Origin of the sequence: Streptomyces changanensis, assembly GCF_024600715.1 — a bacterium.
Taxonomy (GTDB): domain Bacteria; phylum Actinomycetota; class Actinomycetes; order Streptomycetales; family Streptomycetaceae; genus Streptomyces; species Streptomyces changanensis.
This window is the reverse complement of record NZ_CP102332.1, coordinates 6,525,217-6,546,189: the sequence shown is the minus strand read 5'-3', so window position 1 is coordinate 6,546,189 and position 20,973 is coordinate 6,525,217. Positions and strand designations below refer to the sequence as shown.

Sequence of the window (20,973 nt, the reverse complement as noted above, 5' to 3'; positions counted from 1 at the left end):
GTGGCCCTCCCGGCCCCCGCCTCACGCCGGACCGGGCGGACCGGGCGGGACGGGGATGCCGGGCGGGACGGGGATGCCGGACGGGAAGCGGACGGTCAGCAGCGCCCGGTCGTCGGGCATGTCCGAGTCGTGCTGCTGGTGGAGGAGGAGGTCGCAGGTGCCCCGGGCGTCGAGACCGGCGGTCGTGCGGGCGGCCCGGGCGAGGCGTTCGAGCCCCACGTCGAGGCTCTCGCCGCGCCGTTCGATGAGGCCGTCGGTATAGAAGAGCAGCGTGGCGTCGGCCGGAATGGTGATCTCGGCCTGCGGGTACTCCGTGTACGGCACGGGGCCGAGCGGCGGGGCCAGCGCCCCCTCCAGGTACCGCGTGGTGCCGTCCGCGCCGATCAGCAGGGGCGGCGGATGGCCCGCCTTGGTGTAGCGCAGGGTACGGGTGGGACGGTGGTAGGCGGCGTAGCAGGCGGTCGCCATGCGGCCCTCGTGGTAGGTGCCGAGGAAGTCGTTGAGCTCCGCCATGATCGTCGGCGGGTGTTCGCCGTGGCGGCGGGCGATGCTGCGCAGCACGGTGTTGATCTGCGCCATCGCGGTGGCTTCGGCGATGCCGTGGCCGGCGACGTCGCCGATGGTGAAGCCGACGGTGTCGTCGTCGAGGAGGTGGACGTCGTACCAGTCCCCGCCGACGTCGACCATGTGCGTGCCGGGGGCGTAGCCGCTGGCGATATCGAGGTCGGGAACGTGCGGCAGGCGGGGCAGGAGGCTGCGCTGGAGCCGCTCGGCGAGGCGGTGCTCGTGCTCGAAGAGGCCCGCGCGGCGGACGGCCTGGGCGACCTGCTGGGCGATCGCGACGCTGTGCTCGACGTCGGGTTCGGCGTCGGGCGCGTAGTGGACGGCGAGGCTCCCCAGGTGGATGCCCTCCGTCTCCAGGGGGACGCGCCGTGCCGTCGCGGGCAACGGTGCGCGCGGCGAAGCGCCGGACCGCTCGTCGAGGTCGATCCAGGGCGTCGCCGGGTTCGGGAGGGTATCGGTGGGCCCCAGGGACGGCACGACACGCCGCACGTGGAGCTCCAGGGTCACCTCCACCGCGTCGAGCGCGGCCGGTGCGCACCGGTGGACCGCGTCGCAGACGTCGGTGAGGTTCCCGCTGGCCGCGAGTGCGGCGGTGAGCCGGTACAGGCGCTGCATGCGGGCGCGCGCCGCGGTCTCGGTGCGCAGCAGCCGGTCCCGCTCCTCGGCGATCGCGTGCCGGTAGGCCAGTTGCCGGTCCATGAGGCTGACCCGTTGGCTGAGGGCCACGAACCGGTCGCTGACGTCGAGGCGCACCAGGTGGATCTGGACCGCTGGTTCCTCGCCGCGCCACCAGGCGGCGCGGGCGCCGTGGCACCGCAGGCGCACGGGCGGGCCCTTGCCGTCGCGCACCGTCATGACACCGGGCAGCGGGGAGCCGCTGCGCAGCCACTGCCGGAGCCGCCCGGCCACCTCGTCGGCGTCGGTCACCAGCTCCAGCAGCTGTGCTCCGGGGCGCATGCCGTCGACCGTGCGGTGGGTCGCGGCGTTGGCGGCGAGGATCCGTCCCGAGGCGGTGCACACCATGACGGCGTGGGGCAGGGGCCGGGCGACGGCGTGGAAGACCGACAGGTCCATCTCATCCGCCCGTCGTCGTGGGGGCGGCCCCGCCGGTGCCGGTCGTTCCCGGTGCACCGGGCTCACTCGTCGCTCCCGGGTCACCGGTCGCGTGTGCCGCCGCACTGGACGCCCCGGGCCCACCGGCCGTCCCAGCCGCCCCAGGCGTCCCGGTGGTCCCAGTGGTTTCGGACGTCCCGGCCACCCCGGCCGCCCCAGGCACCCCGGCCATCCCGGCGTCGCCGTCCGCCGTGGGCGTCCGCGCGTCGCCGAAGTACTCGCGGCCGGGCTCGTCCAGCACGTCGAGGTCGGGACGCAGGTGCACGACCACGCGGCAGCCGGAGCTGCCGCGGGCGATGGTCTCCTCCAGCTCGACCCGCGCGTAACCGAGGTTCTGCGCGGCGATGGTGCCGAAGACGTTGGACGTCATCATGCACATGGACTCGCGACCGAGCACCTTCTCCGCGAAGGGGCAGCTGCGGCTGCCGAGGACGATCCTCTCGTCGTCCTGGGAGATGACGAAGAAGTCCCCCTTGATGCGCAGTTTGAGGTCGACCAGCACGTCGGCCACCTGCTCACGGGTGAGCCGCGGCGCCTCCAGGGCCCTGGTGTACGCCTCGTTGATCTGCGAACCGACCGACTGGCCGACCAGGCTGATGTAGCCCGACGCCTCCTCGAGCCCGACCACGGACTCCAGGGAACTGGCCAGTTCCCGGATGAGGCCACGCATGAACACGTCGCGGTCCAACGCGACGTCGAGTTCGTTCGCCGACTTCAGGGCCGCCCCCTTCCGTACGCAGTGGAGCACCGTGCGGCCTGCCGGCGCGTGCACGACTCCGGGCGCGGTCGCCCGGCGTTCGTGACCCCGTTCCTCCGAGCATAGGACGCCGATCACAGGTTGTTGACCCTCGCTTACACGACCGTCCGGACATGGGACAATGCCTCCCGCCGGTCCGGTGTCGACGCCCCGCGGCGCCTCGGACGGCGCCCGTTCCCACCGCCTCCACCACCGCGGGAGGCCGACGGCGGAGCCCTGGTCCGCGTGCGGCGGATGGGGCCGGAGCGGTAAATCAGCCGTGCTGGGAGTGCACTTCCGGGATGACCGCCGTCCCGGCCGCCGACCGGCCCTGGTACGGGGTGACGAGCCGGCCGGGCCGCACGTGCCACCACCGCGCGGGGCCGAGCCGGGTGAGCCGTACGGTGCCGCGTCCGCCGGGGGCGAGGAACGGCGCGTGACCCACCCGGAGACCGGCGATGTCCACGCCCGGCCCGCCGCCGGGAGTCGGTGGCCGATGCCCCGCATCGGCCGCAGAGCACCGGAGCCTGGCAGGGGGGCCCGACGCCGGCCCTCGCCGGCCGGAGCGTAAGGTAGGCCGGATGGCACCGTGTCTGGCCTCGTACCACCACCGGGAGCACCACGCCATTCCGCTCCAGCCGCATCGACCCGGCGGCGGACGGGGACTGCCGGACGGCGGGCGGGACGGGTCGCCGCCGCCGAGTTCCTCCCGGAGGCCGAGGCCGGCCGCCCGCTCGTCCCGGACGAGGCGTTCCCGGACCTAGTCCACCGTGGGCCCGTCAGCAGCAGCCGGGTCATCGGGTGCGGGAAGGAAGGCGGATCGCACCGGCCCGAGGACGTCCACGGGTTCATGGTGCTCTGCCACGTGGTGCGGCGGGGCGGCGGGGCGTGACGCAGCGGTGCCCCCTCCTCACGGCCGCGAGAAGGGGGACCTGCTCGCGGTCGTGGGGAGGGGGCACTCGGGGTGGGGCGGCGCGACGGCGGCCGGCGGGCGGTCGTCCGCGGGGAACCCCTGACGGACGCCTGCCCGGGTCAGGCGGCGTGACGGCCGTGACCGCGGGACCGTGCCGCGCCCGGCTCCCGCGAGTGGACGAGGCGCAGGTGACCGCGGCGGGCGTGCCGCGGCTGGGCGGGCGGTGCCGGCCGCGCCGACGGGTCCGGCGGAGCGAGGATGCGGTCCTCGTACCGACCGAGCAGCACGACGGCGAGGAGGAGGAAGGGCGGCAGCAGAATGCCAAGGACGAACACGGCGTCTCCCGGAAGGAAATGGGTGGTGTAGTCCGGGTTGCCGGGGTCCTCGCGACCATGGCCGCAAGTCTGTGAAGGTCTTGTGACCGAAACGGTGTCGGGGGTGGGCGCGTGGTCGATGCCCGCGCGCCCGGGGCGCACACCTCCCGTCACGTTCCACGGGGCGCCTTCGCGTGGCGCGGTGGGTAGTCCTGCGGGGTGAGACCCTCATGGATCGTTCAAAGCAGAAACGAATCGCCCTTCTGGGAGGCCCCCGCCCTCAGCGCGGGGCTGCCGCGCCCGCCCGTGAACACGGTGGCGGTGGACGTGCACCCGTGGGAACTGCGCCTGGGGGACGTCGTCCCCTTCTCCGACCACGTGGGGCGGCCCGTCATCGACATACGAGCGGTGAGCCTGGGCCAGCGGGCCCGGTGCCTGACGTTCGCGGACCTGCCGCCGGTGACCGTGCACGGCCGCATCCGCGTCTACCGCAGGTGTGAGCTCCGGGCCGCCTGACCCGGGCGTGCCCCCGGCCACGGACGCCGGGGGCACGGAAAGTGACCGGTGGCGCCCCCCGCGCCCCACCGGCCACGGTGCACCGGCCGAATGCCTGACCGCCCGACTGCCCGAAAGGACCGGACCGCCCTGACCGCCCGAACGGCCGGACCGCCCGAACGGCCCGGACCGCCCGCGCACCCGCGGCACCACCCCTCGCCAACCGGCCAACGGTCGGCGAAAACCGCGGCACAGGCAACGCGACGCGTCCCCATCGACTCTTGTTGGTCGTCAGACCGCCACTTTCACGATGGGACGCACGGTGGTTACGAGCAACGCGAGACGAGTGACCCTCGCCCTGACCGCGATAGGCGCCGTACTGGCGCCCACGACACCGGCTTTCGCCGCACCGGTTCCGCCCCCGGTGGACCTGCGGGCGGACGTGGACCGGGACGGCCGCGTCGACGTCACCGGGACGACCGACACGGCCGGCGAGGACGGGTGGACCGCCGACCGCGGCGCCGTGTTCCTCCCCAACATCGACGACGACACCAAGCGCTGCCCCACCGCCGGCCCCGGTGGCCGGCCCCTGTCCGACGCCGCGCTCGCCGCCTGCAACGACGCGGCCGACGCGGTCGTCAACGGCGGTGCCGACGCCACCGACCTGGCGCGGGTCCGCTCCGTACCCATGGCGAACCTCCCCGCGACCGCGACCGGCACCCTGACCCTCCGGGCCGGCGCCAAGAACACCCGGGTCTTCGTCAAGCGGGCCTCCGGGTGGATCCTCGTCACCGGCAAGACCCGGCTGACCGCCGCCGAGCTGCGCGCCGGGGTGGAGTTCGGCGTGGAGGCCACCGACGTCGTCCGCGACGCGAAGGCGTGGGGCGGGCGCGCCGTGCTCCGCCTGACGGTGACGGTGCCCGGCGGGCGGACCACGACCGACGACGTCACCCTGCGCGTCGCGCCGCTGCTGACCCACCACCACCTCCAGGCCGCCCAGCAGTTGATGGTGACCAAGGTGCCCGGCAAGGACGACTACGCGCGCCGCCAGCAGGCGTTCGTCGCCGGCCTGGCCCAGGAGGTGAAGTCCGCCGGGATCACCCCGCCGCTCCTCACGTTCGACAAGTACCAGGACGTGTGGGCGCAGGACTTCGTCGAACCCGGGTACGTGAGCATGCCCGCCGTCGACGGCCGGCGGCAGGTCATCCGCGTCATGCTGCGCTCGGCGCAGCCGGACCGGGAGTCGGGCCGCGAGCTGTTCGAGAAGCTGCGCGGCCGGGGCGTCGGTGTGGTGCAGGTGACCGGGGTCCGCGAGTCCGAGGAGTGGACCCTCAACTCCATGGGGAACCTCGAGACCGTCCCGCCGTACACCCACGGCGGTCGTTCCTTCCCCGCCGGGCGCATCATCATGGGCGAGCGCAAGGACTACGGCTCCAAGCCCGCGCAGGCCATGCGGACGCTGCTGGCCTCCCAGGGCATGCAGGACCCGCTGCTGCTGGACACCTCGTGGCTGCACGTCGGCCACGTCGACGAGTTCGTGCAGTTCCTGCCCGCCGACACCCCGCGCGGGTGGAAGATCGGCATCGCCGACCCCGAGGCGGGGCTGAGGCTGCTGCGTGACGCGCAGAAGGCCGGGCACGGCAAGGTGCGGATGTTCTCGGTGCCGGGGACGAAGGACACGCCCGCGCCCAAGGAGACCATCGACCAGGCCCTGGCCTCCCGGTGGCTCGTCGCGGACAACACCATGGCCGCCCAGCGGATCAGGGCCAACCTCGCGGTCCTGCAGCGCGAGACGGGTGTGACGGACGCCGAGGTCGTGCGCGTGCCGGCCCTGTACACGCGCGGCACCGAGGAGGCCGAGCGCGGGGACCGGGTCCCGCGGCTGACGCGGCTGGGCGCCGGCCAGGTGCCCGAGGCGGTCAGCGAGTACGGACAGCAGCGGGAGCTGACGCGCCGCACGGACCGCGCCGGTACCGCGGAGACCGTCATGACCAGCGCGTACGTGCCCGGCGCCGTCAACGGCATCCTGCTCGCCCGGGACCGCTACCTGGCACCGCGCCAGTGGGGCCCGGTCATCGGCGGCAAGGACGTCTTCACCGACGCGGTGACCGCCGCCTACACGACGGCGGGCATGCGGGTGTCGTACATCGACGACTGGTACACCTACCACCTCGGCATGGGCGAGGTGCACTGCGGCACCAACACGCTGCGCAGCACCGCCGACGCCTGGTGGAGGCGCTGACCGGGAAGGTGCGCGCCTCGGTCGGGTGACCGGGTGAGGGCCGCACGGCCCTCACCCGGTCACCCGGTTCCACCGGAGAGGGGTGGGGCGCCGACGGGACCTCGGCTACAGTCCGCCGGATGCCTCTTTCCCATGATGTCTCAGGTCAAGGCCCCGGTCCCGTCGTCGTCCTGCTGCACTCCTCGGTGTGCGACCGGCGCATGTGGGACCCGCAGGTGCCGGTGCTGACCGACGCCGGCTACCGGGTGGTTCGGTGCGACTTCCGCGGCTTCGGTGACTCCCCCGTCGCCGACGGCCCCTACGGCGACGCGGCGGACGTCGAAGTGCTGCTGGACCACTTGGGGGTCGAACGGGCCGCGCTGGTCGGGGCGTCGTACGGCGGGAAGGTCGCCCTGGAGGTCGCCGCGCACCGCCGCGACGCGGTGTCGGCGCTGGTGCTGCTCTGCTCCGCCCTGCCCGGCCACGAACCGGGAGCGGAACTGCTCGCCTTCGACGAGCGCGAGGAGGCCCTGTTCGAGGCCGGTGACCTCGCCGGGGCCGTGGAGCTCAACGTGGCGACGTGGCTCGGGCCGGAGGCGGACGACGACGTCCGGGGGCGGGTGCGGGCCATGCAGCGCCACGCGTTCGAGGTGCAGTCGGCCGCGGCGGAGGAGTTCTCCCCGGACAGGCGTGAGGTCGACCTGTCGCTGGTCGGGGCGCCGTGCCTGGCCGTCTCCGGAGCCCATGACCTGGCGGACTTCCGGGAGATCGCGCGGAGCGTGGCCGAGCGCGTCCCCGGCGCCCGCCACATGGAACTCCCCTGGGCCGGCCACCTGCCGGGCCTGGAGCGCCCGGCGGAGGTCGGCACGCTGCTGACCGACTTCCTCCGCGCGGCGGTGCCGGTCCACCACTGAGGCGTACGCGTCCACCGGGGCGCGCGGGTCTGACGCGTCCACCGGGTATGCGGGGCTGACGCGTCCACCGGGTGTGCGGATGTGCCGGGCGTGGAAGGGGGGTGGCCGAATCATGATGGGGCGGTGACACGGGCATTCGATGCCGTGGCTGCATCACCACCCCCAGGGAAGCGGATCGGCAAACCGCCGCTTCAAGGCGAGTGGTCGACGTTCCCGCGAGCTCCAGGAGTGCGGGCACCGCACCCGGGTGCCGCATCCCCACCGGGAGGACTCCCCCTCGCCGGACGACAGGGCGTCTAAGACCTCGGAGGGGCGGTCGGGGGCAGTTCGGGTACGAGACGGACGTCGTCCGGGTCGCGGAACGAGGCGATCAGGTCGGCCCTCCGGCGGCGTGCCCAGGCGGGACGCAGGGTGTGCAGCAGGGCGAACTGGCGCCGCCAGAGCGTCACGCGGAAGGGCTCCCCGTCCTGCGGCCGGCTCCGGGCCCACACGCCGGCGGCCTCGAAGGTGGCGTCCTGGAAGGCCCAGTAGAGCACGTCCTCGGGGTCGTGGGTGACGCGTTCCAGGACCTTCCGACCGCGCTCGTAGGCGAGGTAGCGCAGCTCGCCGTCGGCGCCGACCTCGATGAACGGGTAGGCCCCGTCGCGGGGCGTGAAGCCCGGCAGTCTGCCGGGCGCGATGCCGGCAAGCCGGCCCAGCCGGACCATCTCGTCCTCCAGGTACCCGCGGGTCGCCGCCCGCTCCTCGTCGGTCATGTCCGTCCACCTCGCCGCTCCCCCGCCGCGTGCGCGCAGGCCGTGTCCGTACCGACGGGCGGGTCGCGGCCAGCCTTCCCCGGACCGCGGCCGGGCCGCAACCTCGGCCGCGCCCGGCTGTGGCGGTACGGCGGCACGGAGTGCGCGGTACGGCGAGGCGCCCGGTCGGGCCGCGGAGGGGGTGCGGTCCGGCCGGGCGCGTGCCCGTCGTGCGTCGTGCGTCGTGCGTCGTCGGACGTCGGGCAACGGGCCTCCGTCGTCAGGCGTCCGAGCCGGACGCGTCGTCGTCCGCGTCGGCCGGGCGCGGGAAGTCCGTCGATCAGGCCGCCTTGCCCCGGCCCGCCGGGGCCGTCCCGGCGTCGACCCGCGTCTCCTTCCCGGCGCCGTCGGCGGTGCGGAGCTCGATGTCCCAGGTGCCGTCGTCGTCGAAGTCGACACCGGTCACCGTGGCACCGGCGTAGGCCCTGAGGGCCTCGGCCGTCGCCTGGGCGGCGTTCACCCCCGCCGAGCGCAGCGCGGCACGCTCGGCACGGTCGTCGTCCCGGTCACCCCGGTCGTCGGAGCGGTCGTCGAACCGGTCGTCGTCGGGCGTCACGGTGGCCTTCGCGGCGTCCACCCGCAGGTCGTGCTCGCGGTCGTCCTTGCCCAGTACCTCGACGTCCCAGTGGGTCCCGTCGTCGGCGGGCTCGACCGAGGCGACCACGCCGGGCGTGGACTTCAGCGCGGCGGCGATGGCCTGGGCGGCGGTGACGGGACCCGCCGGGGCCACCCGGTCGCCGTCGCGGTCGGCCTCGTCGTCCGTCTCGCCGTCCGCCTTGTCGTCCGCCTTGTCGTCCGCCTTGCCGTCGGCGGCGTCGTCGTCGCGGTCGGCCCGGTCCTCCGCCCTGTCCTCGTCGGCGTCGTCGGCTCCGTCACCGACGTGGTCGTCCACCACGGCCGCCGCCGTCCGCAGGGACGGCGTCGCGTCGCCGGTGGCCGCGGCCACCGCCGTGTACGTACCGCCGCCGACCAGGGCGGCCGCCGTCAGCGTGGCGATGACGAGATTGCGCTTCATGGGTGTTCCTCCTCCGTACCGACACGGTTCGTGCCGTTCGCCGATGACGTGGTCCACCCTGACCGCCGCACGCTGAAGGCAGCCTGAAGCCACCTGAAGGGTTCTTCAGCTCCGCTCTGCGACCCTGAACCCATGAGGTTGTTGATCGTGGAGGACGAGAAGCGGCTCGCGGCGTCACTCGCCGCGGGGCTGAGGGCCGAGGGCTACGCCGTGGATGTCGTCCACGACGGGCTGGAGGGGCTCCACCGTGCCTCCGAGGAGGCGTACGACCTCATGATCCTCGACATCATGCTCCCCGGCCTGAACGGCTACCGCGTCTGCGCGGCCCTGCGCGCCGCCGGCAACGACGTCCCCCTCCTGATGCTGACCGCCAAGGACGGCGAGTACGACGAGGCGGAGGGCCTGGACACCGGCGCGGACGACTACCTGACGAAGCCCTTCTCGTACGTGGTGCTCGTGGCCCGGGTCAAGGCACTGCTGCGCCGCCGGGGCCGGGGCGCGGCCCCGCCGGTGCTCAGCGTCGGGGACCTGCGCGTCGACACGGCCGCCCGCCGGGTCTTCCGCGGCGACGACGAGGTGGCGCTGACGGCCAAGGAGTTCGCCGTGCTCGAACAGCTGGCCGTGCGCCCGGGGGAGGTCGTCGGCAAGCCGGAGATCATGGCGCACGTGTGGGACTTCGCGTACGAGGGCGACCCGAACATCGTCGAGGTGTACGTCTCCGCCCTGCGCCGCAAGCTCGGCGCGCACCGCATCCAGACGGCTCGCGGTGCCGGATACCGGCTGGTGGCGGCGCCGTGAGGTCGGTACGCGCGCGGGCCGCGCTCGGTGCCACCCTCGTCGTGGCCGTCGCGCTGGTGGCGGTGGGCGTCGTCCTGCTCCAGGTGCTCCGCTCGAACCTGATCGGCCAGGCCGGCCTCCAGGCGGAGATCGCCGCGCGGGAGGTCGCCTCCCAGATCGCCCTGGACCGGCCGCTCGACCGGCTGGACCTCCCGGACGGCGACGAACGGCCGGTGCAGGTAGTCGAGGAGGGCGGCCGGGTGACGGCGGTGAGCGAGGGGCTGGAGGCGGTGACGGGAACGTCGAGCCGAACGGTCGCGCCCCTGCCCTCGTCGGCGTCCTCGCCCGGCGGCGGCCAGGACGACGGGGACGACACCGACGGCGGCGCCGACGGGAACGACGACGACGCGCCGGCACGCGGCGAGGTCAGCGCCGATCCGCCCCGCTTCACCTCCGGCAGCGCCACCGTCGAGGGGCGGGCGGCGGAGTACCGGTTCGCCGCGGTGGAGGTGACGTCCGGGGTCACCCAGCGCACCTACACCGTGTACGCGGGCGCGCCGCTCGCGGCGGAGCGCGACGCGGTGGGCACGGTACGGACCGCGATGCTGATCGGCCTGCCGGTGCTGCTCGCCGTGGTCGGCTCGGTGACGTGGCTGGTGACCCGCCGCGCCCTGCGGCCCGTCGAGGCGATCAGGAGCCAGATGGCCGCCATCACGGCGTCCGAGGACCTGTCGCACCGGGTGCCCGAGCCCGCGTCGCGGGACGAGGTGGCCCGGCTGGCCCGTACGACGAACGAGACGCTCGCGGCGCTGGAGGCGTCCGTGGAGCGGCAGCGCCGGTTCGTCGCGGACGCCTCGCACGAGTTGCGCAGCCCCATCGCGTCGCTGCGCACGCAGCTGGAGGTCGGCGCGGCCCACCCGGAACTACTCGACCTGGACGGGGCGGTGCAGGACACCCAGCGTCTCCAGCACCTCGCCGCCGACCTGCTGCTCCTGGCGAGGCTCGACGCGGGTGAGCGGCCGGCGGCGCGGCGGGTGGACATGGCGGAGCTGGTCCGGGAGGAGGTCGCGCGGCGCCACGGCGACCGCCTCCCCGTCACCGTGGCGGTGGACGGGGAGGGCTGCGAGGTGACCGGGTCGGCGGGGCAGTTGCGCAGGGTCGTCGCCAACCTGCTGGACAACGCCCAGCGGCACGCGACCGCCTCCGTGTCCGTGTCCGTGCGGGCCGCCGCCGGCCGGGTGGAGGTGGCGGTGTGCGACGACGGGGCGGGCGTCCCGGAGGCGGACATCGAGCGGATCTTCGAACGGTTCGTCCGGCTGGACGACGCCCGCACGCGGGACGAGGGCGGCGCCGGGCTCGGGCTGGCCATCGCGCGGGACGTGGCCGGGCGCCACGGCGGCACCCTCACGGTCGGCGCGGCGGAGGGCGGCGGTGCGCGGTTCCTCCTGTCCCTGCCCGGGGCGACCGGCACGGAGCCGGCCCCGACCGGTACGGGACCGGTCTGACGGGGCGGGCCGATCTGGGCGGCTCGTGCGCGGCCCGCGCCGCCCGGCCCGGCGCGGCCGGCGCGGCCTGGCGGAACTCGGCGGAGGCCCCGCCGAGGCCGGGCAGCCCTCGGCCTGGGTCGGCGCCGGCGGCGGGCCGGCGCGGCGGGGTCTCAGCCGTCGACGAAGGTGAGGCTGGTCGCGTCATAGCGGGTGCCCGCGACCCGATCGGTCGGGGCCGCGGCCTCGACCGCCGCGAGGTCCTCGGCGGACAGCTCGACGGTCAGGGCCGCGAGGTTCTCCTCCAGGTAGCGCTGCCGCCGGGTGCCGGGGATCGGCACCACGTCGTCGCCGCGGTGCTGCACCCAGGCCAGGGCGAGCTGACCGGCGGTCACCCCCTTCGCCGCGGCCAGTTCCTCCAGCCGCGCGACGATCGCGAGGTTCCGCTCGATGTTGCCATCGGCGAACCGCGGCTGGCCGCGTCGGATGTCCCCCTCCGCCAGCGTGTCGACCGAGCGGTAACGGCCGGTCAGGAAGCCGCGTCCGAGCGGCGAGAAGGGGACGAGCCCGATGCCGAGCTCCCGGCAGACCGGGGCGACCTCCGCCTCCGGGTCGCGGGTCCACAGCGACCACTCGCTCTGCAGCGCGGCGATGGGGTGCACGGCGTGGGCCCGGCGGAGGGTGACCGCCCCGGCCTCGGACAGCCCCAGATGGCGGACCTTCCCGGCGTGTACCAGCTCCGCCATGGCGCCGACCGTCTCCTCGATCGGCACCTGCGGGTCGACGCGGTGCAGGTAGTAGAGGTCGATGTGGTCGACGCCGAGCCGGCGCAGCGACGCCTCGCAGGCCTGCCGTACGTAGGCGGCGTCGCCACGGATGCGGGTGGGCTCGCCCAGGCGGTTGGCGAAGCCGAACTTCGTCGCCAGCACCACCTCGTCGCGGCGGCCGGCGACGGCCCGTCCGACCAGCTCCTCGTTGTGCCCGCCGCCGTAGAAGTCTGCGGTGTCCAGGAGGGTCACGCCGAGGTCGAGGGCGCGGTGGAGCGTCGCGATCGACTGCGCGTCGTCCGCGGTGCCGTAGCCGTGGCTCATGCCCATGCAGCCCAGGCCCTGGGCGGAGACCGCCAGGGCGCCCAGGTGGCGGGTGGGTACGTCGGTCATGCGGGTGCCTCCCGTGATCGGAATCCGTCCGCCGGTGACGCTAGGTGCTGGAGTGCACTCCAGGTCAACCGGCCGCCCGGCCGGGCGGCACACCGCCCAGGGGGTGTCCTGCCGGTCCGGTCGGATCACACGGCGCCCCCGCGAGGGAGCGCGCCGGGCGCGCGAGCCGACCTGTTCGGCGGGACACCCCAAGGGGGGCCGTCAGGGCGCTCAGCGGCGTACGGCGGGCTCGTCGAGGTGGGCGGCCGCCGTCCGCCAGGCAGCGGTCACGGCGCCCAGCGCCTGGGACGTACCGGTCGCGGCGTCGCCGGTCAGCGTGAGCGGCCGGCCGACGTGGACGTGCAGGCAGGGGCGGCGCAGTGGCGCGGTGACGAGGCCCGCGAGCTGCTTGGCGGCGCTTCCCGAGACGAGCCGCCGCGCCCCGGCCTGGCCGACGGGGACGACGGGCGCGCCGGTGCGCCGGGCGAGCCGGGAGAGGCCGCTGCGGAAGGCGCCGGGCGGGGCCTCGGCGGCGTCCGCGCGGCGCGGGAGGCCGCCCTCGGCGTAGAGGAGGACGACGCGCCCCCGGTCGAGGGCCGCCTCGGCCAGGTCGAGGGCCCGGGCGGCGCGCCGGTCGCCGCGGTGGACGGGGATGTGGCCCTCGCGGGCGAGGGCGCGGCCGAGCACGGGCACGCGCCACAGGCCGGCGGTCGCCATCACCACGGGCTGCACGCCGAGGTGGCGCAGGGCGGCGAGGACGACGGCGGGGTCGGCGAGCGACGTGTGGTTCGCGGCGACGATGCTGCCGGGCACCGGCTCCGCGCCGTCGTCCGCGGTGACCGAGAGGCGCCCGAAGGCGGGCACGAGGGCGTCGGCGAGGCGGCTGAGCAGCATGCGGGGCTCCCGGTGGCGTGGGCTGGTGATCGCCATCATGGGAGGCCGGGCGGCACGGGGCCTGAGCGCTCGTACTCGGGTGGGGCACGTCACCGTACCCAGGCGGACGGGCGGGAAGACGTCCCCTAGGGGGTGGTGCGGCGGGCGGTCTGCTCGCGGGCGGCGGCGAGGACGGCGTCGAGGAGGCCGGGGAAGAGGGCGTCCAGGTCGTCGCGGCGCAGGCCGTTCATCTTGGCCGTGCCCCGGTAGGTCTGGCGGATGACGCCGCACTCGCGCAGGACGCGGAAATGGTGCGTGGTGGTCGACTTGGAGACGGGCAGCTCCACGTGCGAGCAGGGCACCTCGGCGTCGGCCGCCGCCAGCTCGCGCACCACGCGCAGCCGCATCGGGTCGGAGAGCGCGTGGAGGACGCCTTCGAGGCGGATGTCGTCGCGCGGGGGGTGCGCGAGCTCGCGCGGGCCGGTCGCGGCGGTCACGGGTGTCACGGGGGCTCCAGACTCGTCGGGTCCCTCATTGTACGAAGGTCCTCGTAGTTTGACAGGTGGCGTACTACGAAGGTTATCGTACGAGCCGTCCATCGGTCCCCGTCCTTCCCGAGTGGAGTCCGCCGTGAGCGCACTGTTCGAGCCCCGCACCCTGCGGTCGCTGACCATCCCCAACCGCGTCTGGATGGCGCCGATGTGCCAGTACAGCGCCGAGCCCTCCGGCCCGCACGCGGGCGTCGCGAACGACTGGCACTTCGCCCACTACGCGGCCCGCGCCGCCGGCGGCACCGGCCTGATCCTGCTGGAGGCGACCGCGGTCTCCCCCGAGGGCCGCATCAGCCCGTACGACCTCGGCATCTGGAACGACACGCAGGTCGACGCGCTGCGCCGCATCACCGGCTTCCTCAAGGGGCAGGGCACGGTCCCGGGGGTGCAGATCGCGCACGCGGGACGCAAGGCGTCCACCGACCGCCCCTGGAAGGGCGGCGCCCCGCTCGGCCCCGACGCGCACGGCTGGCAGCCGGTCGCCCCGAGCCCGCTGGCGTTCGACGAGGGTCACCCGGTGCCGGACGAGCTGACGGAGGAGCAGATCGGCGCGGTGGTCGGGCAGTTCGCGGCGGCCGCCCGGCGGGCCCTCGACGCCGGCTTCGAGGTCGTCGAGATCCACGGTGCGCACGGCTACCTGATCGGCGAGTTCCTCTCCCCCCACAGCAACCACCGCACGGACGCGTACGGCGGCTCCTTCGACAACCGCGCCCGGTTCGCCCTGGAGGTCGTCGACGCGGTGCGCGAGGTGTGGCCCGAGGAACTGCCGCTCTTCTTCCGCGTCTCGGCCACCGACTGGCTGGAGGAGCGGGCGGGCTGGACCGCCGACGACACGGTGCGGTTCGCCGCGCTGCTGAAGGAGCACGGCGTGGACCTGCTCGACGTGTCGACGGGCGGCAACGCGCCGCGTGTGCGCATCCCGGTCGGGCCGGGCTACCAGGTGCCCTTCGCGGCGCGGGTGAAGGCGGAGACGGGCCTGCCGGTCGCCGCGGTCGGCCTGATCACGGAGCCCGGGCAGGCGGAGAAGATCGTCGCCAACGGCGAGGCCGACGCCGTCCTCCTCGGCCGCGAACTGCTGCGCAACCCGTCGTGGGCCCGGCACGCCGCCCGAGAACTCGGCGGCGACGTCCACGTCCCCGACCCGTACCACCGGTCGGTCTGAACCCCCGGGCGGGCGGCGGGCCCGGCAGACTGGGCGCGTGGACGACTACTCGCCGGTACACCGGGACCCCGCCCCCGACTCCTACGGACGCCTGCGCGTACGGACCGCCGACCTCGGTCCCGCGCGCTGGCTCACCCGCCACGACCCGTCAGGCGCGGGAGCCTTCGGGACCGTGGCGGGCGTCGCCGCCCCCGGCTTCGCCGCGTACGTCCGCGTCCTGCACCCCGCGTCCCTGGAGGAGCGGCCCGTGCGGTGGTCGACGGTGGCGGCGGCCCACGGGCGGCGGGTGGCGCCGACCTCGCGCTGGCACGAGCTGATCGGCATGGACGCCCTGTACCAGAACGCGTCCGTGTACGGCCTGCCCGGCGTGTGGGACGAGCACCCGGTGGAGGGCCCGACCCCGCCCGACGTGGCCCGCGCCCTCGTCCCGGTCCTCGCCCGCCACACCGGCACCCCCGACCACTGCTGGTACGGCCTGTGGAACGGCTACGGCCGCTGGGACTTCGACCACCTGCCGTTCTTCGAGAGGCCCTGCCGGGACGAAGTACTCCTCGGTGGCACGCTCGCCGACGCGGTGTCGCCGACGGACCTGGACCCGTTCGCCGAACTGCCGGACCTGTGGTGGCCGCAGGACCGCGCCTGGTGCCTGGGCGGCGACGTGGACCTGGTGAGCACATACGTCGGCGGGTCGGAGGCGCTGGTCGCCGAGGTGCTGGCGGCCCCCGGACTGGAGGCGCACCGGGTGCAGCCCGGCGACCCCGTCGGCTGAGCGGCCGGTACGCCCCCGTTGCGGCCGGTGTGGGGAGTCGCCGCCCCGGTGGAGCGACTCACTCGCGGGCCGGCCGGCCCCCCGGCGCCTGGAGGGACTCCGCGGTCTTGGCGGCCTCCGGGGCCACCGCGGCCTTCGGTGCCTCCGGGGCCTGGGAGTTCGCTGGGGCCTGGGAGTTCGTTGGGGGGTGTGGCTCGATGTCGTCCCCGGCCCCCGGGGCCGTCGCCCCGCGGCGGGGCGGGACCGGTTCCGGGAGCGTCCCGAAGAGCAGCGCTGCCGCGAGGGGCAGCAGGACCAACGGGCTCAGCGCCGTGGCGAGGGAGGTCGCGTCGGCGAGGGCCCCGACGAGCGGGGCGGTCAGTCCCCCGACGCTGACGGTGAGCCCCAGCGTGATGCCGGCGGCGGTGCCGACCCGGGACGGCAGGTAGTCCTGACCGAGCGTCACCTGCAGGGAGAACGGCACGTAGAGGCCGACGGAGGCCAGCGCCACGCACAGCAGGAGCACGGGGCCGGGCACGGTCACGATCCCGGCGACGGCGACGGCGGTGGCCAGGTACGACCAGCGGCAGACCGTCACACGGTCCCAGCGGTCGGCCAGTGCGCCGCCGAGGACCGAGCCCACCGCGCCGCCCAGGAACAGGACGAACAGCGCCGCCGTGCCGACCGCCGCGTCGCCGCCGGTGCGCTGCCGCGCGAGGAGCGGGACGAAGGTGCTCAGGCCGACGAAGACGACGGACCGGCAGACCACCGCCAGGGACAGCCGCAGGAAGGGTCCCGGCCGGTCGGGCCCGGCCGGGACCGCCGCGCCGGGCCGGGCGCGGTCGGCCTTCCGTACCGCGCGGATGGCGGGCAGGCACAGGACGCCGCCCACCAGGGCCGGCACCGCGAGCAGCGGCGACATGCGCAGCCCGCCGGCGGCCACGACGGCCGCCACCAGGAGGGGCGCGAGCGCGAACCCGACGTTGCCCCCGAGGGAGAACCAGGCCATCGCCCGGTGGCTGCCGCCCGCGGCCAGACGCGCGACGCGGGCGGACTCGGGGTGGTACGCCGCCACGCCCAGCCCGGACACCGCGACGAACAGCAGGGTGTGCGCGTACGAGCCGCCCACGCCGGCCAGGGCGATGCCGGCCCCGGCCAGGAGCGTGGCGACGGGCAGCAGCCAGGGCATCGCCCACCGGTCGGTGAGCAGCCCGAACAGCGGTTGGGCCACCGACGACAGCACGGACGCGGCGAGCACGACGCCGGACGCGGCGGCGTAGCCGTAGGCGTGCTCGGCGACGAAGTAGGGGACGAGCGAGGCCACGGCGCCCTGGTAGACGTCCACGCAGGCGTGCCCGACGGACAGCATGATGATCGGTTTGTTCCTCCGCACGGCCCCATCGTCCGCCGCCCGACCCCTGTCGCACTTCCGATAACCTGCCAGGCGATGACGCAGATCCGCCACCAGCCCGTCGCGCCGACCCGCGTGCAGAGCATGGCCACAGGAGCGGTGATCGACGCCCATCGGCACGACGACCACCAGATCGTCCACGCGGGGCGCGGGGTGCTGTCGGTGACGACGGACCGGGGCACGTGGGTGGCCCCCGCGACGCGCGCCATCTGGATACCGGGGGGCACCGTGCACGGCCATCAGGCGCACGGGTCGGTGGAGTTGCACCTCGTCGGCCTGCCGGTGACCGACAACCCGCTCGCGCTGTACGAACCGACCGTCCTCACCGTCGACCCGCTGCTGCGCGAGCTCCTCCTGGCGTACACCCGGCCCCCGCTCGACGACACCCCCGAACGGGCCAGGCTGCGCGCCGTCCTGCTGGACCGGTTGCGGGTCTCGCCGCAGCAGCCCCTGCACCTGCCGACCCCCACCTCGGCCCTCCTCGGGGCGGTCTGCGGGCTGCTGCGGGACGACCCCGCCGACCGGCGCACGCTGGTCGCGCTGGGCCGGGCGGTCGGCGCGAGCGACCGCACCCTGTCCCGGCTGTTCCGTGCGGACCTGGGCATGACCTTCCCCCAGTGGCGCACCCAACTGCGGCTGCACCGCGCGCTGGTGCTGCTGGCGCAGGGCGTCCCGGTGACCACGGTGGCGCACCGGTGCGGCTGGTCGTCCGCCAGCGCGTTCATCGACGTCTTCCGCCGCGTCTTCGGCCACACTCCCGGCGAGTACCGGGAGCGCCGGCCCCGCTGACGCCCGCGGGCGTCGCCCCCAGCGCCCACGCGGCTGCCCGTCCGGCCGCCGGAACGCCTGCGACAGGGCGGACTTCCCTACCGGAACGCCCTTTCGACTGCATTCCGGTCGAGACCGTTCCATTTCTCGGCACTATACAGGAAAGCGCATATCTACCCGGATAGCCAACTCGCTGACACGACGGGTACACGGGAGCGTACGGACCGTCACCGGAAAAGACCCACCCCCGGCTCTCCACAGGAAGATCGAACCCCGCCGCCCCGGCGCAGATCTCCGGCGACCCCGCCCCGCGCCGGGAAATACCGCAGCCACCTGCCCTTTTGACGCGACGACCCCCATCACCCCACCCGCCGCCGCCAGTTGGTCCGGTCCGGACCCTTGCGGGGACGGCGGCCCTTCTGTCAGATTCACCACAGCCGCACATGGCATGTACGCGACAGGTTTACCCGGCCGTCGCGTGCGCCCACTGCTGCATAAGTATGCAGTGCAGTCCTCATGAAGGACGCCTCCACCCCCACACAAGGGAGACGCACGTGCGAACAAGCAGACTGGTTCCGGCGCTCGCCGCCACCGCGATGGCCGTCCTCGGGCTCGCCGCCCCCACCGCCACCGCCCAGGTGCCGACGGTCGAGAGCGCGCCCGCCGCGGTGTCCGGGACCTCCGTCCAGCCGATCATCGGCGGCGGTTACGCGAACAACGCCCCGTGGGCGGCCCGCCTGTTCTCCAACGGCCGGCAGACCTGCAGCGCCTCGATCATCGCCCCGACCTGGATCCTCACCGCCAAGCACTGCGTGGGCGGCGGCGGGCTGTCCTTCCGCATCGGCAGCCTCGACCAGACCAGCGGCGGCACGGTCGCCAACGGCGTGAGTGTCTACAACCACGCCTCGTCGGACCTGTCCCTGGTGAAGCTCGACCGCTCCGTCTCGGGCACCTACGCCCGGCTCGGCCAGCCCGGCTCCGTGTCCGTCAACCAGACCGTGCAGGTGTACGGCTGGGGCGCGACGTCCCAGTGCGGCTCCGAGGCCAACTGCCAGTCGCAGTACCTCAAGGTCGCCAACGTCATCGTGAGCGGCGGGTGCCGCGACGCCTACAACGGCTCGGCCATCTGCGCCCGCCGCGGCGACGGCATCACGGCCGGCGGCGACTCCGGCGGCCCGATGATGGCGAACGGCGTGCAGGTCGGCGTCGCCTCCACCAGCGACCGGCAGACCACCACCGCGTACACGAACGTGACCGCGTACCGCTCCTGGATCCAGAGCATCGCCGGCGTCTGACCGGCCCCCCTCCCCCGCCGCGCCACGAGCCGCGCGCGACGGGGGAGGACACCGGGGCGGTGCGGGCCGGCGCGCTTCCCGGCGCGCCGGCCCGCACCGCCCTCGGCCGTGGTCGCCGCCTCCGTGTGCCGTGGTCACGCCTCTCGGTCGAGGCCACGGCACCGGTCAGCGGCCGGCGCCGACCGCCTCCCGCCCGTCCCGCTGGCGGGGCAGGGCCGGCAGCGCCGTCATGCTGACCGGCTCGCCGCCGGGCGCACCCCGCTGTTCCGCCCAGGACCGCAGCGCGGCCCGGCACGCGTGGTCCAGGTGGTGGAGACCGGAGAGGTCGAGCTCGACGCTGCGGTCGCGGGGCAGGGCCTCCAGCGTGTCGAGGATGCGGGGCAGCCGGAGGAAGGTCGCGTTCCCCGAGAGCCGGGCCCGTACGGGCCCGGTGCCCGCGTCCACGACGTCCAGCCTGACATGCGACGCGTCCCAGGCGGCCTTGGCGACGGAGAGCGCCAGGCCGATGAGAACTCCCTGGAACATGTCGATCGTCACGATGGCCACGGCCGTGACGACGAGGACGACCGCCTCGCCACGGTGCGAGCGCCACAGGGTGACCACGCCCCGGAAGGGAATCAGCTTCCACCCCGCGTGGACGAGGATGCCGGCGAGGGCCGCGAGCGGCACGAGCTCCAGGGTGGCCGGCAGCGCGGCGGCGAACACCAGCAGCCAGACGCCGTGCAGCACGCGGGACGCCTTGGTCCGCGCGCCCGCCTGCACGTTGGCGGAGCTGCGTACGATCACCGCGGTCAGCGGCAGCGCGCCGAGCAGGCCGCAGACGGTGTTGCCCGCCCCCTGCGCCATGAGCTCCTTGTCGTACGCGGTGCGCGGCCCGTCGTGCAGCCTGTCCACGGCGGCCGCGCTGAACAGCGATTCGGCGGAGGCGATGAGGGCGAAGGCGAGGACCGTGCCGACGAGGCCCGGTCCGGCCAGTTCGGCGAACGCGTCGAGCCCCGGGGGCTGGACGGCGTCCAGCAGGCCGTTCACCTCCACCGTGGCGACCGGCAGGTCCAGCGACCAGGTGAGGAACGCGGCGAGGACCACCGCCGCGAGCGCGCCCGGCACCGCGCGGACCCGGCCCGGCAGACGTCGCCACAGGACGATCAGGGCGACCGTTCCCGCGGCTATCGCGAAGGACACCAGGGCCGCCGGGCTGCGCACGACCTCGACGGCCGCGCCCGGCAGCCGGGCCACCTTCTCCAGACCGGAAGCCGGGGCGTCGACGCCGGCGGCGGCGTAGAGCTGGCCGGCGATGATGACGAGTCCGATGCCGGCCAGCATGCCCTCCACCACGGAGAGGGAGATGGCACGGAACCAACGACCCCACTTCAGCGCGCCCATGGCGATCTGGAGCAGTCCCGCCAGCAGGACGATGACACCGAGGACGGGCAGACCGTACGTGCGGACGGCATCGAAGACGAGCACGGTCAGTCCGGCGGCCGGCCCGGACACCTGGAGGCTGCTGCCGCGCATCAGCCCGGTGACGAGGCCGCCGACGATGCCGGTGATCAGGCCCAGTTCGGCGGGCACGCCGGAGGCGACGGCGACGCCGAGGCACAGGGGGAGGGCGACGAGGAACACCACCAGGGAGGCGGCGACGTCCTGCCGCAGGTGGGGGAAGCGGTCGCGCACGGTGCCCACCCC

At 74.8% G+C, this 20,973-nt stretch carries 20 protein-coding genes; 9 read left to right on the top strand and 11 right to left on the bottom strand.

Going from position 1 to position 20,973, the window contains the following annotated elements:
* Positions 1-21 precede the first annotated feature (21 nt).
* The 4 genes from NRO40_RS28740 to NRO40_RS28725 form a co-directional block, all read right to left on the bottom strand.
* A complete protein-coding gene (locus NRO40_RS28740) occupies positions 22-1,638 on the bottom strand; it encodes a PP2C family protein-serine/threonine phosphatase (protein ID WP_058941979.1) in 1,617 nt (538 codons plus the stop codon).
* Between the two features lies 1 nt (position 1,639).
* Positions 1,640-2,449: a methanogen output domain 1-containing protein gene (locus NRO40_RS28735; protein ID WP_198549322.1), complete on the bottom strand. Its 810-nt coding sequence runs from the start codon at positions 2,447-2,449 to the stop codon at positions 1,640-1,642.
* Between the two features lie 238 nt (positions 2,450-2,687).
* Positions 2,688-2,879, bottom strand: coding sequence for a hypothetical protein (locus tag NRO40_RS28730; protein WP_058941980.1), 192 nt, complete (start codon positions 2,877-2,879; stop codon positions 2,688-2,690).
* Positions 2,880-3,445: 566 nt separating this feature from the next.
* Positions 3,446-3,661 carry a hypothetical protein gene (locus tag NRO40_RS28725; protein ID WP_058941981.1) on the bottom strand — a complete coding sequence of 72 codons (216 nt, stop codon included), beginning with the start codon at positions 3,659-3,661 and terminating at the stop codon, positions 3,446-3,448.
* A gap of 300 nt (positions 3,662-3,961) precedes the next feature.
* Between NRO40_RS28725 and NRO40_RS28720 the strand changes: the two genes are divergently transcribed.
* The 3 genes from NRO40_RS28720 to NRO40_RS28710 all read left to right on the top strand — a co-directional run bounded on the left by NRO40_RS28720 (position 3,962) and on the right by NRO40_RS28710 (position 7,270).
* Complete coding sequence (locus NRO40_RS28720; RefSeq protein WP_058941982.1) at positions 3,962-4,156, top strand: hypothetical protein; 195 nt, start codon at positions 3,962-3,964, stop codon at positions 4,154-4,156.
* 289 nt (positions 4,157-4,445) lie between these two features.
* The gene (locus NRO40_RS28715) at positions 4,446-6,377 is read left to right on the top strand and encodes a protein-arginine deiminase domain-containing protein (protein ID WP_058941983.1); all 1,932 of its coding nucleotides are present in this window, start codon (positions 4,446-4,448) and stop codon (positions 6,375-6,377) included.
* Between the two features lie 119 nt (positions 6,378-6,496).
* Positions 6,497-7,270 (top strand): alpha/beta fold hydrolase, encoded by a 774-nt coding sequence (locus tag NRO40_RS28710; RefSeq protein WP_058941984.1) that lies wholly within the window; start codon positions 6,497-6,499, stop codon positions 7,268-7,270.
* 296 nt (positions 7,271-7,566) lie between these two features.
* Here NRO40_RS28710 and NRO40_RS28705 read toward each other — a convergent pair whose 3' ends face one another.
* Positions 7,567-8,025: an Imm63 family immunity protein gene (locus tag NRO40_RS28705; RefSeq protein WP_058941985.1), complete on the bottom strand. Its 459-nt coding sequence runs from the start codon at positions 8,023-8,025 to the stop codon at positions 7,567-7,569.
* Between the two features lie 319 nt (positions 8,026-8,344).
* The gene (locus tag NRO40_RS28700) at positions 8,345-9,079 is read right to left on the bottom strand and encodes a PepSY domain-containing protein (protein ID WP_058941986.1); all 735 of its coding nucleotides are present in this window, start codon (positions 9,077-9,079) and stop codon (positions 8,345-8,347) included.
* A 132-nt stretch (positions 9,080-9,211) separates the two neighbouring features.
* Here NRO40_RS28700 and NRO40_RS28695 point away from each other — a divergent pair, with 132 nt between their 5' ends.
* Positions 9,212-9,877 (top strand): response regulator transcription factor, encoded by a 666-nt coding sequence (locus NRO40_RS28695; protein WP_058941987.1) that lies wholly within the window; start codon positions 9,212-9,214, stop codon positions 9,875-9,877.
* Positions 9,874-11,361: a sensor histidine kinase gene (locus NRO40_RS28690; protein WP_058941988.1), complete on the top strand. Its 1,488-nt coding sequence runs from the start codon at positions 9,874-9,876 to the stop codon at positions 11,359-11,361. Before NRO40_RS28695 ends, NRO40_RS28690 begins: the two co-directional genes overlap by 4 nt.
* A 152-nt stretch (positions 11,362-11,513) precedes the next feature.
* On the opposite strand, the gene NRO40_RS28685 is transcribed toward NRO40_RS28690, so the two are convergent.
* The 3 genes from NRO40_RS28685 to NRO40_RS28675 form a co-directional block, all read right to left on the bottom strand.
* Positions 11,514-12,500, bottom strand: a complete 987-nt coding sequence (locus tag NRO40_RS28685) for an aldo/keto reductase (RefSeq protein ID WP_058941989.1) — start codon at positions 12,498-12,500, stop codon at positions 11,514-11,516.
* Between the two features lie 210 nt (positions 12,501-12,710).
* Positions 12,711-13,370, bottom strand: a complete 660-nt coding sequence (locus NRO40_RS28680; RefSeq protein WP_058942010.1) for a lysophospholipid acyltransferase family protein — start codon at positions 13,368-13,370, stop codon at positions 12,711-12,713.
* A 128-nt stretch (positions 13,371-13,498) separates the two neighbouring features.
* A complete protein-coding gene (locus NRO40_RS28675; protein WP_107115076.1) occupies positions 13,499-13,858 on the bottom strand; it encodes an ArsR/SmtB family transcription factor in 360 nt (119 codons plus the stop codon).
* A gap of 124 nt (positions 13,859-13,982) precedes the next feature.
* Here NRO40_RS28675 and NRO40_RS28670 point away from each other — a divergent pair, with 124 nt between their 5' ends.
* A complete protein-coding gene (locus NRO40_RS28670; RefSeq protein ID WP_058942011.1) occupies positions 13,983-15,065 on the top strand; it encodes an NADH:flavin oxidoreductase/NADH oxidase in 1,083 nt (360 codons plus the stop codon).
* A 37-nt stretch (positions 15,066-15,102) separates the two neighbouring features.
* Positions 15,103-15,834 carry a hypothetical protein gene (locus NRO40_RS28665; protein WP_058941991.1) on the top strand — a complete coding sequence of 244 codons (732 nt, stop codon included), beginning with the start codon at positions 15,103-15,105 and terminating at the stop codon, positions 15,832-15,834.
* Between the two features lie 58 nt (positions 15,835-15,892).
* On the opposite strand, the gene NRO40_RS28660 is transcribed toward NRO40_RS28665, so the two are convergent.
* A complete protein-coding gene (locus tag NRO40_RS28660; RefSeq protein ID WP_079047024.1) occupies positions 15,893-17,206 on the bottom strand; it encodes an MFS transporter in 1,314 nt (437 codons plus the stop codon).
* 54 nt (positions 17,207-17,260) lie between these two features.
* Here NRO40_RS28660 and NRO40_RS28655 point away from each other — a divergent pair, with 54 nt between their 5' ends.
* Complete coding sequence (locus NRO40_RS28655) at positions 17,261-18,013, top strand: helix-turn-helix transcriptional regulator (protein WP_058941992.1); 753 nt, start codon at positions 17,261-17,263, stop codon at positions 18,011-18,013.
* Between the two features lie 533 nt (positions 18,014-18,546).
* A complete protein-coding gene (locus NRO40_RS28650) occupies positions 18,547-19,287 on the top strand; it encodes a S1 family peptidase (RefSeq protein WP_058941993.1) in 741 nt (246 codons plus the stop codon).
* Positions 19,288-19,452: 165 nt separating this feature from the next.
* Here NRO40_RS28650 and NRO40_RS28645 read toward each other — a convergent pair whose 3' ends face one another.
* Complete coding sequence (locus NRO40_RS28645; RefSeq protein WP_107115078.1) at positions 19,453-20,961, bottom strand: SulP family inorganic anion transporter; 1,509 nt, start codon at positions 20,959-20,961, stop codon at positions 19,453-19,455.
* Positions 20,962-20,973: the final 12 nt, after the last annotated feature.

Coding starts and splice junctions, on each gene's coding strand:
- NRO40_RS28740 (WP_058941979.1), bottom strand. CDS start 1,638: ATGGACCTGTCGGTCTTCCACGCCGTCGCCCGGCCCCTGCCCCACGCC.
- NRO40_RS28715 (WP_058941983.1), top strand. CDS start 4,446: ATGGGACGCACGGTGGTTACGAGCAACGCGAGACGAGTGACCCTCGCC.
- NRO40_RS28710 (WP_058941984.1), top strand. CDS start 6,497: ATGCCTCTTTCCCATGATGTCTCAGGTCAAGGCCCCGGTCCCGTCGTC.
- NRO40_RS28705 (WP_058941985.1), bottom strand. CDS start 8,025: ATGACCGACGAGGAGCGGGCGGCGACCCGCGGGTACCTGGAGGACGAG.
- NRO40_RS28700 (WP_058941986.1), bottom strand. CDS start 9,079: ATGAAGCGCAATCTCGTCATCGCCACGCTGACGGCGGCCGCCCTGGTC.
- NRO40_RS28695 (WP_058941987.1), top strand. CDS start 9,212: ATGAGGTTGTTGATCGTGGAGGACGAGAAGCGGCTCGCGGCGTCACTC.
- NRO40_RS28685 (WP_058941989.1), bottom strand. CDS start 12,500: ATGACCGACGTACCCACCCGCCACCTGGGCGCCCTGGCGGTCTCCGCC.
- NRO40_RS28655 (WP_058941992.1), top strand. CDS start 17,261: ATGACGCAGATCCGCCACCAGCCCGTCGCGCCGACCCGCGTGCAGAGC.